Source organism: Mycobacterium sp., from assembly GCF_008709575.1.
Lineage (GTDB): Bacteria > Actinomycetota > Actinomycetes > Mycobacteriales > Mycobacteriaceae > Mycobacterium.
On record NZ_VYIK01000052.1, the window covers coordinates 1 to 13,704 of the forward strand.

A 13,704-nucleotide genomic window follows, 5' to 3' on the forward strand; every position below is an offset into this window, starting at 1 on the left:
ACGAGCCCGGGTATCACTCCGACTCGACGCGCACCTACAGCCTCGGTGAGCCCAGCGCTGAGGTGGCGCAGCACTATGGTCATTTACACCGGGCGCAGCGCGCGGCGGTGGCTGCGGTGCGGCCCGGGGTTACGGCCGCGCAGGTGGACGCCGCAGCGCGCGACGTGCTGGCCGACGCGGGCCTGGCCGAGTATTTCGTGCACCGCACCGGGCACGGTATCGGCTTGTCCGTCCATGAAGAGCCGTACATCGTCGCCGGCAACGACTTGCCGCTGGCTGAGGGCATGGCGTTTTCCGTCGAGCCCGGGATCTACTTTCCCGGCCGGTGGGGTGCGCGCATCGAGGACATCGTGGTGGTCACCCGGGACGGTGCCGTCGCCGTCAACAACCGGCCCCGTGAGCTGGTTGTCGTCCCGATCGACTGACGGCCGCTGCGCCCGGCTTCGCCGCGCTGGCGATCGCCGCTAGGCTCGGGCAATGATGACCAACCACGACCGCGTCGCCGCCCGCCGAGAGATCGCCGACGCCTTGCTCAATGCGCTCGAACGCCGCCACGAGGTGCTGGACCTCATCGTCGAGGCCGACGACCGCTCGGCTGCGGTCGAGGCGATCAGCGCCCTGCTCGGCACCTCGCGCCGCGGCGCGGAGGCGGTGATGGGAATTGCGTTCGACCAACTCACCAAGGACGCACGCAAAAGGATCGCCGCCGAGCTCGAAGATCTGAACTCGCAGTTGAGCTTCACACTCAAGGAGCGGCCGGCGAGCTCGGGGGACAGTCTGGTGCTGCGCCCCTTCGCCGGTGAGGCCGACCGCGATATCTTCGCGGCGCGCACCGCGGACATCGGCGCCGCGGGTGACGGATCAGGCGGCGCGGCCGGCAACCTCGATGACGAGATCCGCTCGGCGCTGGCGCGCATCGACGCAGAGGAGGCCGCCTGGTTCGTCGCCGTCGACGGAGAACAAAAGGTCGGCATGGTCTTCGGCGAGCTCATCGGCCGCGAGGTTCACGTCCGGATCTGGATCCATCCCGAGCATCGCCACAAGGGGTACGGCACCGCCGCGCTGGCCAAATCGCGGCCGGAGATGGCGGCGTATTTCCCCGCGGTCCCGCTGGTGATCCGGGCGCCCGGTGCGCGGGACCCCGGCACCGGCTAGCTTTCCCGGTCCTTGCCGCGGTCGAGCAGACTCGACGACCCCAGCACCCGCTCGATCTGCACCTCGATGACCACCCGGCGCGGGTTGGGCCGCGGTGTGCGATACCGCTGCGCATAGCGCAGTTCGGCATCGCGGACGGCGTCCGCGTCGCTGTTGACACTGGCCCGGCCTTCCAGCGACAGCCACCGGGCGCCGTCAACCTGGCTGAGCACCGCGATCCCGCCGCGTGCGGCGTTGACGGCCTTCTGGGAACCGCCGGTGGTGATCACCCGGGCGATATGCGTCTTGGGGTCGAAAGTGAAACCGACCGCCACCACGTGCGGCGAGTTGTCGGCCCGCAGCGTGGTCAGCATGGCGAGGTGGCGTTCGGTCAGAAACGCCAGGGCGTCTGGGGTGAGTCTGGTAGTGGTAGTGGCCATCACCGCTCACGCTAGCGCAGGAATAATCCAAGCCGTGGATGACACGGGCGCCGCCACGGGGCCGATCTTGGGTGGCCGTGTCGTCGTGGTCGGTATCGGCGCCGACGGCATGGCGGGACTGCCGGAAGCGTCGAAGCGTGAATTACGCGGGGCCATGGTGATATACGGATCGCGCCGGCAGTTCGGCCTGCTCGACGACACGGTAACCGCCGAGCGCCGCGAGTGGCCGTCGCCGTTGCTGCCCGCGGTGGCGCGCTTGTCCGACGAAGCGGCCGACGTGCACGTGCTGGCCAGCGGCGATCCGCTGGTGCACGGTATCGGCGGCACGCTGATCCGGCTCTTGGGCGCCGAGCGGGTCACCGTGCTGCCGCACGTGTCGGCGGTGAGCCTGGCTTGCGCGCGGATGGGCTGGACCGTGCCGGACACCGAGGTGATCAGCCTGGTCACCGCGGCTCCGCACACCGCGGTGCGCCGCGGCGGCCAGGCTGTTGTGCTGTCCCGGGACGCCGGCACACCGGCGATCCTGGCCGAACTGCTCACCGCGCAGGGCCGCGGCGACTCGGCGTTCAGTGTTCTCGAACAACTCGGCGGGCCGCGGGAGCGGTGCCGGCACGGCACCGCCGCCGCGTGGGCGGCCGCCCCGCCCGGCGACGTCGACGACCTCAACGTCATCGCGGTGCGCTACCTGCCCGATGAGCGGACGACGGCGACCCTGCCCGACGAGGCGTTCAGCCATGACGGGCAGATCACCAGGCAGAGCATCCGCGCGGTGACGCTCGCGGCGCTGGCGCCGCGGCCGGGTCAGCGGTTGTGGGATGTCGGGTCGGGGTCGGGCAGCGTCGCGGTGGAGTGGGCGCGCAGCGGCCCGGGCTGCGCGGTGGTGGCGTTCGAACGAGACCAGACCCGGCGTGGCCGCATCGCGAACAACGCGGCCGCGTTCGGTGTCGACATCGAGGTTCGCGGCGCGGCGCCGCAGGCTTTCGACGGTGCCGCGGAGCCCTCGGCGGTGTTCGTGGGCGGCGGTGTGACCCAGCCGGGCCTGCTCGAGGCCTGTCTGGAGCAGCTGCCCGCCGGCGGGCGGCTGGTCGCCAACGCCGTCACCGCCGAGTCGGAAGCCGCCGTGGTGACCGCCCACGCGCGGCTGGGCGGCAGCCTGGCGCGTTTTCAGCACTATCGGGGGGAGCCGCTGGGCGGCTTCACCGGATGGCGAGCGCAGCTGCCGATCACCCAGTGGACGATGATCAAGCCGTGACGGTGTACTTCATCGGCGCGGGTCCCGGCGCCGCGGATCTGATCACCGTGCGCGGGCAGCGGCTGCTGGCGCGTTGCCCGGTATGCCTGTACGCCGGCTCGATCATGCCCGACGACCTGCTGGGGCTGTGCCCAACCGATGCCCGGGTCGTCGACACCGGCCCGCTGACCCTCGAGCAGATCATCGGCGAGATCACCCGCGCGCACGCCGCCGGGCACGACGTGGCGCGGTTGCACTCGGGGGACCCGTCGCTCTACAGCGCGCTGGCCGAGCAGTGCCGCCGACTCGACGCGCTGGGCATCGGCTATGACATCGTGCCCGGCGTGCCGGCCTTCGCCGCCGCGGCGGCCGCGCTGGGTCGGGAGTTGACCGTTCCCGGGGTGTCGCAGACGGTGACGTTGACCCGGGTGGCCACGCTGTCGACGGCGATGCCGCCCGGGGAGGATCTGGTCACGCTCGCCCGGCCGGGTGCCACGCTGGTGGTGCATCTGGCCGCCGCGCAGATCGACGCGGTCGTCGAGCAGCTGCTAGCCGGGGGCTACCGGCCCGGCACCCCGACGGCGGTGGTGGCGTTCGCCAGCTGGCCGCGCCAGACGGTGCTGCGCGGCACGCTCGCCGACATCGCCGGGCAGATGCGCGACGCCGGCGTCACCAAGACCGCGGTCATCGTCGTCGGTGAGGTGCTGGCCGCCGAAGGCTTCAGCGACAGCTACCTGTATTCGCCGGCCCGCCGCAGGGGGCACCGGTGAGGGTGTTGCTGCTCGGCGGCACCGGCGAGGCACGGACGCTGGCCGCGCGCCTGCATCCGCACGTCGACGTGATCAGCTCGCTGGCCGGGCGGGTGCCCGATCCGGCGCTGCCGGTCGGTGCGGTGCGCATCGGCGGGTTCGGCGGCGTCGAGGGGTTGCGACGGTGGCTGGCCGACGAACGTATCGGCGCCGTGGTCGACGCCACCCATCCGTTCGCGGCCACCATCACGGCCCACGCCGCGGCAGCGTGTGCCGAGGCGCGGCTGCCTTATCTGGTAGTGGCCCGTCCGGCGTGGGATCCCGGTGACGCGATCGTGGTGCAGTCGGACAGCGAGGCCGCCGAAGTGGTCGCCCGGCGGAATTTTTCGCGAGTGTTTCTGACCACCGGCAGGTCCGGAGCCGCAGCGTTCGTCGACAGCGACGCATGGTTTCTGATCCGTGCGGTCACCGCGCCGAACGACCAGGATCTGCCGCGCCGTCACCGGCTCCTGCTCTCCCGCGGCCCGTATCACTACGCGGGGGAGTGCGCCGTGTTGCGCGAGCATCGCATCGAGGTGCTGGTCACCAAGAACAGCGGCGGTGAGATGACCCGGGCGAAGCTGGACGCCGCCGCCGCGCTCGACGTCCCGGTCGTGATGGTGGATCGCCCTCCGCTGCCGTGCGGCGTGACGACGGTGGGAACCGTCGACGAGGCGGTGAACTGGGTCTCGATGGTGCGCCGGTGACGTCCGTGATTCGCCTATACCCCTGGGGGTATGGTATCTATGCATGGAGATGAATCAGCGGAAGGCACGTCGGCTATCGTAACGGGCTGATTAGCAGGTGAGTAAAGCCTGGAATGGTCTAATTCGACGCACAAGGTGCAACCAGGACGTGGGCCACGGTGAAGGGGACTATCGATGCTCAACTTGGTTAAGCGTTCTTGGGTGCCGCTCGTCGTCGTGGTGGCAGTGGCCCTCGGCGCCATCACCGTCGATCGGCTCCGCGGCGTGTTCGGCTCGGAAAAGATCTTTTCCGCGACCGCCAGCACCGCCGCACCGCTGGCGCCCACCTACGTCAAGCGGGTGACCTACGAGGTCTACGGGCCCGCAAACACCACCGGAACCGTGAGCTATCTGACCATGAATGCCCAACCTGAGCAGGTGAACTTCACCAGCCTGCCGTGGTCCTACACGGTGACGACGACGTTGTCGGCGGTGATCGCCAATCTGGTGGCCCAGGGCGACAGCGACAACCTCGGGTGCCGCATCAGCGTCAACGGTGAAGTCAAAGACCAGCAATCCTCGGCCGGTCACCACGCCCAAGCGTTCTGCCTGGTCAAAGCCGCATGAGCACCGATAGCGACGCGCGTCCGGCATTTATGCGATTCGTCCGCACATTCGCGGTGCCCATCCTCATTGCCTGGCTGCTGTTGACCGTCGCGGTGAACGTGCTGGTGCCGCCGATCGAGTCGGTGGCGCGAAAGCACGCGGTCACCATGTCGCCCAACGACGCGCCGGCCGAGATCGCCGCCCGGCGCATCGGCGCGACGTTTCACGAATCCGATTCCGACAGCATCGCCATGGTGGTCCTGGTCGGTAAGGACAAACTCGGCGAGCAGGATCGCCGCTATTACGACGCCCTGGTGAAAAAGCTGCAGGCCGACCCCAAACACGTGCAGCACGTCCTGAACGTGTGGGGGGACCCGCTCACGGCCGCCGGCGTGCAGAGCCGAGACGGCAAAGCCGCGTATGTCCAAATCAATCTGGCCGGCGACCAGGGCAGCACGTTGGGAAACGAGTCGGTCAAAGCGGTCCGCAAGATCGTCGACCAGTCATCGCCGCCGCCGGGGCTCAAGGTCTACGTCACCGGCCCGGCGCCGCTGATCACGGACATGAACGAAGCCGCCGACAAGAGCATGTTCACGATGATGGGCGTCACCGGCGTGGTCATCATGATCATGCTGTTCATCGCCTACCGTTCGGTCAGCACGGTGCTGCTCATCCTCGTCATGGTCGGCTTCGAGATGGGCACGGCCAGAGGGCTGGTCGCGCTTCTGGGTAATTACGACCTGCTGGGATTCTCGACTTTCGTCGTCGCCATGCTGTCTTCTTTGGCGATCGCGGCGGGAACCGACTACGCGATATTCCTCGTCGGCCGGTATCACGAGGCGCGCCAAGCCGGCCAAGACCGGGAAACGGCGTATTACACCATGTTCCGCGGCACCTACCACGTGATCTTGGGCTCGGGGCTGACGATCGCCGGGGCCACGTTCTGCCTGCACCTGGCGCGACTGTCCTATTTCAAAAAGCTGGGTATTCCGTCGGCTTTGGGACTGCTCGTGGTGGTCGCCGGTGCGCTGACCGCAGCGCCGGCGGTGGTGGTGGTGGCGAGCCGGTTCGGCCTGCTCGATCCCAAGCGGATGGTCAAGACCCGCGTCTGGCGGCGGGTCGGCACCGCCACCGTGCGCTGGCCGGCTCCGGTGTTCGCGGCCTCGGTGGCCATCGCCATCGTCGGCATCCTGATCATGCCGAGCATGAAGGTCAGCTACAACGATCGCTACTATATTCCCGGCCACGAGCCCTCCAACGTCGGATACGAAGCGGCCGAACGCCATTTCAGCGCCGCCACGATGAACCCCGACATCCTCATGATCGAGGCCGATCACGATATGCGGAATACCGCCGACATGATCATCTTGGACCGGCTTTCCAAAGACATCTTCCGTGCGCCAGGTGTGGCGATGGTGCAAAGCATCACCCGCCCGCTGGGCGGGCCGGTCGAGCACACGTCGATACCGTTTCAGATCAGCGCCGCCTCCATTCCCATCCAGGAGAACCTGCAGTTCATGCGGGACAGGATGAAGGACATGCTCAAGATGAGCGACGATCTCGGTGCGATGATCGCCTCGATGGAGCGCATGGACACCCTGGTGGGCCGGATGGGTTCGACCACCCATCACATGCTCGCCGACATGACCGAGTTGAAGGCCACACTCGACGAAATGCGTGACCATCTGGCCGATTTCGACGATTTCGCGCGACCGTTGCGAAGCTACACCTACTGGGAGAAGCACTGCTACGACATCCCGATCTGCTGGGCGACGCGGTCGCTGTTCGAGGCGATCGACGGAGTCGACACGTTCAGCGACGAGATGAAGTCGCTGCTCAAAGACGTCGACGACATCGACGTGGTGTTGCCGCAGCTGCGCCGGGAGTTCCCGCCGATCATCGCCGTCGCGAAATCCATGCGCGGCAGCTTGTTGAGCATGCACAGCAGCTTCTCGGGCCTGGTCACCCAGATGTCGAAAATGACCGACACCGCCAGCGCCATGGGGCAGGCCTTCGACGCCTCCAAGAGCGGCGACTACTTTTACTTGCCGCCGGAAGCGTTCGACAACAAGGACTTCCAGCGTGGTTTGAAGATTTTCCTGTCACCGGACGGCAAGGCTGCGCGCTTTATCATCACCCACGACACCGACCCGGCGACTCCGGCCGGGATCGCCGCGGTGATGCCGGAACTGGCCGCCGCGCATCAGTCGGTGAAAGGATCGGCCCTGACCGACGCCAGGTTCTACCTGACCGGGACCGCGGCCATCTACCGCGACATCCAATCAGGTGCGCACTATGACCTGATGATCGTGGGGATCGCGGCGCTGACGCTGATCTTCGTCGTGATGGTGATGATCACCCGGGCGCTGGTGGCTTCCCTGGTGATCGTCGGGACGGTGCTGCTGTCGCTGGGCGCGGCCTTCGGGCTGTCGGTGCTGGTGTGGCAACACATCTTCGGACTGGATCTGAACTGGATCGCGCCGGTGTTCGGGTTGATCATCCTGCTGGCCGTGGGGTCGGACTACAACCTGCTGCTGGTGTCGCGGTTCCAGGAGGAGATCGGCGCCGGACTGAAAACCGGGATCATCCGGTCGATGGGCGAGACCGGTGGGGTGGTCACCGCCGCGGGTCTGGTGTTCGCGTTCACGATGATGTCGATGGTGGCCAGCGACCTGATTTCGATCGGGCAGGCCGGCAGCACCATCGGTCTGGGTCTGCTGTTCGATACCCTGATCGTGCGCTCGTTCATGACGCCGTCGATCGCGGCGCTGTTGGGACGCTGGTTCTGGTGGCCGCTGCGGGTGCGCCCGCGCCCGGCCAGCACCATGCTGCGCCCGTTCGGGCCGCGCCGGCTGGTGCGCTACCTGCTGCTGGGCGGCAGCGACGGGGAGGCGCCCACTGCGGAGATCCGGCGCCAGTCGCACACCGGCGCGTGACGCCTAAAGCGCTGCAGCGATGATCACCGGGGTGCGCACTGCGCGCACGACGGCGTTGCACACCGATCCCAGCAGCATCCCGGCCAGGCCACCGCGCCGGTTGCTGCCGACGACCACGAGTTGCGCTGACTGCGCGCACTCGAGCAGGTGTTCGGCGGGCCGGTTGACCACGACCATCTGGCGGACCGGGACGCCGGGGTAGCGGTCCTGCCAGCGGGCCAGCCGTTCGGCCAACGTTTTCTCGGCCGCAGAATGCAGAGCCGGCCACGAGATCCTGGTCAATCCGGTCCACTCCCGAGGCGGCAGGTCGGGGATCTCGGCGTCTGTCCAGGCGTACAGGGCCACCAACTCCGCGCCCCGTCGTGCGGCTTCGTCGAAAGCGATGGCGGTGGCCGGTTCCGAGGTCGGCGAGCCGCAGATGCCGACCAGCACCGGTCCCTGCGCGGCTGCCGTGGCGGCGTCGTGGATTATCGCGACCGGGCAGTGGGTGTGATGAACCAGCCCGGCGCTAACAGAGCCGGGAAGCAGGCGTTTGACGGTTCCCTGAGCGCGGCAGCCCACCACGACCAGGTCGGCTGTGGCGGACGCGTCGACGAGCGTGGGGACGGGCGGTTTGTGGGCCAGTTCGGTGCTGATTGGTGGGCGACTGGGCTCATCGGTAAGGTTTTCGACCATCTCGACCGCGTCGGCGAGCACTTGGCGGGGCGCGCCGACGGTCCCCGGCGCTGCGGCGTGCACCAGGGTCAACGCCGCGTTGCGCATCGTGGCTTCGCGCACGGCCCACCGCACGGCCGCGTTCGACTGAGGAGATCCGTCGATACCGACGACGATTCCCGGATTCATCACCCGGTCGGACATTGTGGCGTCCTGTCCTTGGCTGGCCAGTTTCATGTTACTCACGACACGGGCATCACGAACCGTTACAACTGATGTCGGCCGTTGTTGGCGGATGAGCAGCTGGTGGATCGGGCGCGCTCGCAGGGGCTGCGGTTGACCGGTCAGGACAGGCTGCTGGGCCGGCTGACCACGAAGTGTTTGGCCATCGTGTAGTGATTGATCACTTTGCCGACCGGCGATCTTGTCTTGGCTGTGCAGCGGGTGTTTGTCTGGGCGGGTGGCTGGGCGGCCAGGATGGGGTTGCGCCAGCACACCAGTCGCCCCAGGAAAATCCGGGAGGTGGTCTCGACAAGGTCTTGTTCGTCGAACAGGGTCAGCTGCAGCGCGTCGGTCTCAACGGAGGCCTGGATTCGGGGGTGCGCGCCGCGGTGATCCGGCCCGGGCCGTGATCATGCCGCGCTCGCCGACCGCGCAGACCCGGCAGAGCCCGAAGCTGGTAACTACAGTTTCCCCTGCAACAGAAGGGCTTTCCGGCATCTACTCCGCCATCTATAACGGTGTCGCCACAATTACCGCCCCGGGTCAGGGAATCAGGTCGAGCGGCAACGTCGCCGCGATCGGCGCAATCTCGGCACCCTGAGCGGCTATCTGTGCGGTGATTTCCGCGCTGAGGGTGTTGAAATCGGCGAACGCCGCGGCCGGGTTCAAATCCGGGATGACCGACTGGGCGAGCTGTGAGACCGCATCGGAGAAGGATGCGGCGCCGCCCGGTGCCGAATAGCTGCCGGCGTTGAAGATGGACACGGCCAGATCGTCGCGGGCGTTGAGGAAGCCGGCCGTGATGCTGGTGCCCGGGTCGGTCAGCGTTTCGTTGACAACCGTTGCGAGCCCGCCGACACCGTTGAGCAGATCGGTGAACACCTGGGGCCACTGACCGGAGGAGACGGAGCTCTTCAGCTCGCCCAGGGTTTGTTCGATCGCGACCTCCAAGCGCAGGAACGACAAGATCGTGGGCATCTCGATGTCGTTGAGCGCCAGCGGCAGGTTGTCTTTGAGCGCCAGCACCGATCCGGTGGGATCCTTGACGATGTCCTCGATCACGGTGATGGGGTTGGGGATCAGCGCGGGGTTGATCATCCGGTCCAGCACCGACGGCACCTCCTGCGGAGCACCGAATTGGGTGCCCTGGCCGCCGAAGATCTGACCGAACACCTGAGGGCCGAGCGCGGCCTTGATCTGGTCGTATTCCAGGTTGGAGCCCAGCCAGCCGGTGTTCTCGTTCTGGTCGTGGACATAGTCCCACTCGAACAGGCGCAGTTGCGCGTCGGCCGCGTACTGGGCCGGGGTGATGGTGGGGGTGTCTGTCGGCACGATGGTGCCGACGTCGTTGAGGGGCACGACGTAGGTTTGGACCTGCAGCGGTTCGCTCGGCGGGGTCGTGATGCCCTGGAATCGCAGCCAGATTCCGCCGTCGGCGGCGCCGTTGTCGTTGAGCCAGTTCGCGTATATGTCCCCTGTCCCATTTGTGGGGGCTTGGCTGCTGATGATGTAGTAGGTGTAGCCATCCGGGGCGTGGAACGTGTCGCCGGGATTGAGGCTGCCGGTCGCGGTCGCCGTCGGGGCGGTCTGGCCGAAGATGTTGGTCACCATCGCGCTTGCGTAGGCACCTTCGACGTCGGGCACCTTGAGGATCAGCGCCTCCTCCGGGGTGAGCTTGAAGTCGCCGGCGCTGAGGTACTGTTGGCCGTCGTTCAACAGCGGTCCCGCCGGTATGACCTTCGGGGTCGGCCCGATGGGCGTCATCGTGTTGGGTTCGGGGAGGTTGGTGTAGTAGATCTGCCCGAAGTAGTCGGATGAGCCGACCTCGCTGACAGCGTGTTCGGCGACGGGACCCAAGATCAACTGGGATATTTCGCTGTCGGTCAGCAGCGGGGGGTGCAACGGGCTGGGAGCCGGGACCCCCTGCTGGGTGATCGAAAACGAGTCGTGCGGCAGCCCCCAGTTGCCGACGCTGTCGCGGACGACCGTCCGCTGGGCGTCCGCCGGAATCTCGATGAAGTTGAAGTCGGGATTTCCGGGGTCAGGGTTGGTCGAGGCGAACGTGATGGTGTAGCTGCCGTTGGCGTTGGGCGTGAACTGGTCGAGGTTGTAGCTGTTGATGGTTCCATAGGGCTGTGTCACGCCGTTGCCGGAGGCCTCCAGAAAGGTCACGTCGCTGGTCCCGTTGGGGCCGGCCGGCGGGGTGATCGTCATCGTGTAGGTGTTGCCCGGCGTCAGCGGCAAAGCCGTGTACTGGTCGTCGGGGTTGGCGTAGACGAGCAGCTGCTGCATGTTCGTGGCGGCGGCATCCCACGGGTACGGCGCGAACGGGATGGCGACGTTGTGCAGGTCCTCGTAGTTGAACTGCAGAAGCTGAGCACCGAGCATCGTCGTCAAAGCGTTCTGCGCGTACTCGTGGGTCATCAGCAGATCCGGCGGGCTCACCTTGTCGTACCCGGCGAAGGCCACCTGCATCTGCTGCTGGTCGATGAGCAGCTGGGTGATCACGTCTTGTAAAGACTCGTCGCCGGAGAGCAGCCGCACCGGAGCCGACACCAGCCCTCCGATGTGGGACGCGCCGGGGGTGACCCCCGCCGCCGTCAGCGCGCCGATCGCCGCGGCGGCAGCCAAGCCCACCCCCCGGCGGATCCGGCTCGGTCGACCGCGGTGCACGGCATGGTCGATGACATCGGTCGGCGCGGTGACGGCAACGGGTCGCATGCGGTCCTCCGATATGACGCGCAGCTCACGATTACGTGAGTAGTTCATGAGAGAGATCGCCGATAGTTTCCGCGGCGCGGCCGCCCAAAACAAGAGCATTGTGCACCGATCCCGTCCCGCAAATGGTGCATATTGCAGCTGTTTCGGGGCTAAACTTCCCCTGTGACCTGGGAACAACCCTCCGAGCGGGTGCGCGAGCTGATTCGGCAAGGCGCTGAGTTAGCCGTCCACGCTTCTCAGGCCTGGCTCAGTAAAATGGACGAGGCGATGCTGGTCTCGGACCACCTGCGATCGGTCACCAATGACCACGTGCTGGCCGAGGCGATCCACCGGTGCAACCGCTCCAACGGCCTACATTGGGTGGCCGCGAATATCAGCCATCCCGGTGAGCCGGTGCCGCCGAATGCGGGGGAGGAGTCCCTCGTCGTCGCTCGCGGCCTGATTCGGCGCGGCCTGGATGAGTCGGCCATCGTGCATCTGTACCGGATCGGCCAGGACGTGGCCTGGCAAGCCTGGATGCGCACCGCATTCGCCCTGACAGCCGACCTCGACGAGGTGCGCGAGCTCCTCGACGTGTCCGCGCGCTCGCTGAGGGATTTCATCGACGCGACGATCGCCGGCATATACCAGCAGATCCAGACCGAACGTTACGAGTTGATCGGCGGGCTGCAGGCCGAGCGTCGACAGATCGTCACGCTGATCCTCGAAGGGGCACCGATCAGCCGTCAGCACTCCGAGGGCCGGCTGGGTTACCGCCTCGATCAAACCCACACCGCAGCGGTGATCTGGGCCGACGAATTGGGCACCGACTCGACCGCTCTCGAGCGTGCGACGGAGGCGGTGATGCGCGCCGGCGGCGGGCACCGACCGCTGTCGGTGCTGGCCGGTGAAGCCAGCCGATGGGTGTGGGTGCCCGGCGCCGACGGTTTGGACCTGCCCGGTCTGCACGACACGGTCGCCGCGTTGCCGGGGGTGCGGGTCGCGGTCGGGTCGACGAGCGCGGGCATCGACGGGTTCCGGCGCAGCCATCTCGACGCGGTCACCACCCAGCGCATGATGATGCGGCTCGGGCGCAACGCGCGGCTGACCAGCTTCACCGAGGTCGAGCTTGCCGCGCTGCTCACCGCCGACCCGGAACGGGCGGACCGGTTCATCAACCGCACCCTCGGCGATTTCGCGTCGGCCGACGCCGAACATCACCGGACCGTTTTGACGTTCATCCGCGAGCAATGCAATGCTTCCCGAGCCGCCGCGCGGCTCTTCACGCATCGAAACACCCTGCTTCGCAAGCTTGCTCGTGCCGACGAGATGCTGCCACGCCCATTGGAGGACTCCAGCGTGGATGTGGCGGTGGCACTGGAAGCGCTCAGCTGGCGTGGGGTCTCGAGTTAGCCCAGCTTAACCTCGTCGGGCGACGATCACCGGGGTGGTCACCGCGTTGACCACTGCCGTGGAGACCGACCCGAGCAGCATGCCCTCGAAACCGCCGCGCCCGTGACTGCCGACGACCACCAGTTGGGCTGACTCCGAGCGTTCGATGAGGTGCTGGGCGGGGTGGTTGGGGACGATCACCTTCTCGACGGTGACGTCCGGGTAGCGTTCGGTGAATCCGGCCAGCCGCTCCGCCAGGGTCTCCTCGGCCTGCGACTGCAGGTTCGACCACGACACCCTGGTCAATCCGGTCCACTCCCGGGGCGGCAGGTCGGGAACCTCGGCGTCGGTCCAGGCATACAAGGCCACCACGTCGGTGCCCCGCCACGACGCCTCGTCGAACGCGATGACGGTGGCCCGCTCGGATGCCGGCGACCCGTCGATGCCGACCAGCACCGGCCCGGACCGCGGTGACGGGTCGTCGCGGTGGATGACCGCGACCGGGCAGTGGGCGTGATGAACCAGCCCGTTGCTGACCGATCCCAGCAGCAAGCGTTTCACCGGCCCGTTGCCGCGGCTGCCGACGACGATCATGTCCGCTCTGGTGGACAAGTCGACGAGAGCCGGGACCGGCGCGCCCGAGATGAGCTCGCTGGCGATCCGCGGGCGGCTGTGGCCGTCGGTCATCTCCTCGACCGCCCTGACGGCATCGTCGAGCGCCTGCCGAGCCGCGGCTTCGGGCTGCTGAGGCAGTACGGCCGGCACCGGCGCCGTGGCGTGCACCAGGGTCAGGGGCACGTTGCGCATGGTGGCCTCGGGCACGGCCCAGCGCAGGGCCGCCTGCGCCTGCGGGGACCCGTCGACCCCGACGACGATGCCCGGATGCGTTGCTCCGTTGGTCATGTGCTGCCTCGT

General features: G+C 67.5%; 12 protein-coding genes. 8 read left to right on the plus strand and 4 right to left on the minus strand.

Annotation, left to right across the window (positions count from 1 at the left end):
• Together F6Q13_RS12640 and F6Q13_RS12645 are read left to right on the plus strand one after the other, a co-directional pair.
• A partial coding sequence (locus tag F6Q13_RS12640) for a Xaa-Pro peptidase family protein (protein ID WP_293056845.1) occupies positions 1–425 on the plus strand: 425 nt, incomplete at its 5' end.
• Positions 426–480: 55 nt separating this feature from the next.
• The gene (locus tag F6Q13_RS12645; RefSeq protein WP_293056909.1) at positions 481–1,155 is read left to right on the plus strand and encodes a GNAT family N-acetyltransferase; all 675 of its coding nucleotides are present in this window, start codon (positions 481–483) and stop codon (positions 1,153–1,155) included.
• Here the strand turns inward: F6Q13_RS12645 and F6Q13_RS12650 are convergent.
• Positions 1,152–1,574: a F420-dependent biliverdin reductase gene (locus F6Q13_RS12650; protein ID WP_293056847.1), complete on the minus strand. Its 423-nt coding sequence runs from the start codon at positions 1,572–1,574 to the stop codon at positions 1,152–1,154. The genes F6Q13_RS12645 and F6Q13_RS12650 overlap by 4 nt on opposite strands.
• 67 nt (positions 1,575–1,641) lie before the next feature.
• On the opposite strand from F6Q13_RS12650, the gene cbiE reads away from it, so the two are divergent.
• From cbiE to F6Q13_RS12675, 5 genes are all read left to right on the plus strand, one after another.
• On the plus strand, positions 1,642–2,826 hold the full coding sequence (cbiE, locus tag F6Q13_RS12655) for a precorrin-6y C5,15-methyltransferase (decarboxylating) subunit CbiE (RefSeq protein ID WP_293056911.1): 1,185 nt from the start codon (positions 1,642–1,644) through the stop codon (positions 2,824–2,826).
• Complete coding sequence (cobM, locus tag F6Q13_RS12660; RefSeq protein ID WP_293056849.1) at positions 2,823–3,575, plus strand: precorrin-4 C(11)-methyltransferase; 753 nt, start codon at positions 2,823–2,825, stop codon at positions 3,573–3,575. The genes cbiE and cobM overlap by 4 nt, the downstream gene beginning before the upstream one ends.
• Entirely contained in the window at positions 3,572–4,300 is a 729-nt protein-coding gene (locus F6Q13_RS12665; protein WP_293056851.1) for a cobalt-precorrin-6A reductase, read from the plus strand. The genes cobM and F6Q13_RS12665 overlap by 4 nt, the downstream gene beginning before the upstream one ends.
• 174 nt (positions 4,301–4,474) lie before the next feature.
• Positions 4,475–4,906, plus strand: a complete 432-nt coding sequence (locus tag F6Q13_RS12670) for an MmpS family transport accessory protein (protein WP_293056853.1) — start codon at positions 4,475–4,477, stop codon at positions 4,904–4,906.
• A complete protein-coding gene (locus F6Q13_RS12675; RefSeq protein ID WP_293056856.1) occupies positions 4,903–7,821 on the plus strand; it encodes an RND family transporter in 2,919 nt (972 codons plus the stop codon). Before F6Q13_RS12670 ends, F6Q13_RS12675 begins: the two co-directional genes overlap by 4 nt.
• Before the next feature lie 3 nt (positions 7,822–7,824).
• Here the strand turns inward: F6Q13_RS12675 and F6Q13_RS12680 are convergent, their stop codons facing one another.
• Positions 7,825–8,679, minus strand: coding sequence for a universal stress protein (locus F6Q13_RS12680; protein ID WP_293056913.1), 855 nt, complete (start codon positions 8,677–8,679; stop codon positions 7,825–7,827).
• A gap of 561 nt (positions 8,680–9,240) precedes the next feature.
• Entirely contained in the window at positions 9,241–11,418 is a 2,178-nt protein-coding gene (locus tag F6Q13_RS12685) for a hypothetical protein (RefSeq protein ID WP_293056858.1), read from the minus strand.
• Positions 11,419–11,580: 162 nt separating this feature from the next.
• Here F6Q13_RS12685 and F6Q13_RS12690 point away from each other — a divergent pair, with 162 nt between their 5' ends.
• Positions 11,581–12,810: a CdaR family transcriptional regulator gene (locus tag F6Q13_RS12690; protein WP_293056860.1), complete on the plus strand. Its 1,230-nt coding sequence runs from the start codon at positions 11,581–11,583 to the stop codon at positions 12,808–12,810.
• 6 nt (positions 12,811–12,816) lie between these two features.
• Here F6Q13_RS12690 and F6Q13_RS12695 read toward each other — a convergent pair whose 3' ends face one another.
• A complete protein-coding gene (locus tag F6Q13_RS12695; protein ID WP_293056862.1) occupies positions 12,817–13,692 on the minus strand; it encodes a universal stress protein in 876 nt (291 codons plus the stop codon).
• Between the last annotated feature and the right edge of the window lie 12 nt (positions 13,693–13,704).

Coding starts and splice junctions, on each gene's coding strand:
- F6Q13_RS12645 (WP_293056909.1), top strand. CDS start 481: ATGACCAACCACGACCGCGTCGCCGCCCGCCGAGAGATCGCCGACGCC.
- F6Q13_RS12650 (WP_293056847.1), bottom strand. CDS start 1,574: ATGGCCACTACCACTACCAGACTCACCCCAGACGCCCTGGCGTTTCTG.
- F6Q13_RS12670 (WP_293056853.1), top strand. CDS start 4,475: ATGCTCAACTTGGTTAAGCGTTCTTGGGTGCCGCTCGTCGTCGTGGTG.
- F6Q13_RS12675 (WP_293056856.1), top strand. CDS start 4,903: ATGAGCACCGATAGCGACGCGCGTCCGGCATTTATGCGATTCGTCCGC.
- F6Q13_RS12680 (WP_293056913.1), bottom strand. CDS start 8,679: ATGTCCGACCGGGTGATGAATCCGGGAATCGTCGTCGGTATCGACGGA.
- F6Q13_RS12685 (WP_293056858.1), bottom strand. CDS start 11,418: ATGCGACCCGTTGCCGTCACCGCGCCGACCGATGTCATCGACCATGCC.
- F6Q13_RS12695 (WP_293056862.1), bottom strand. CDS start 13,692: ATGACCAACGGAGCAACGCATCCGGGCATCGTCGTCGGGGTCGACGGG.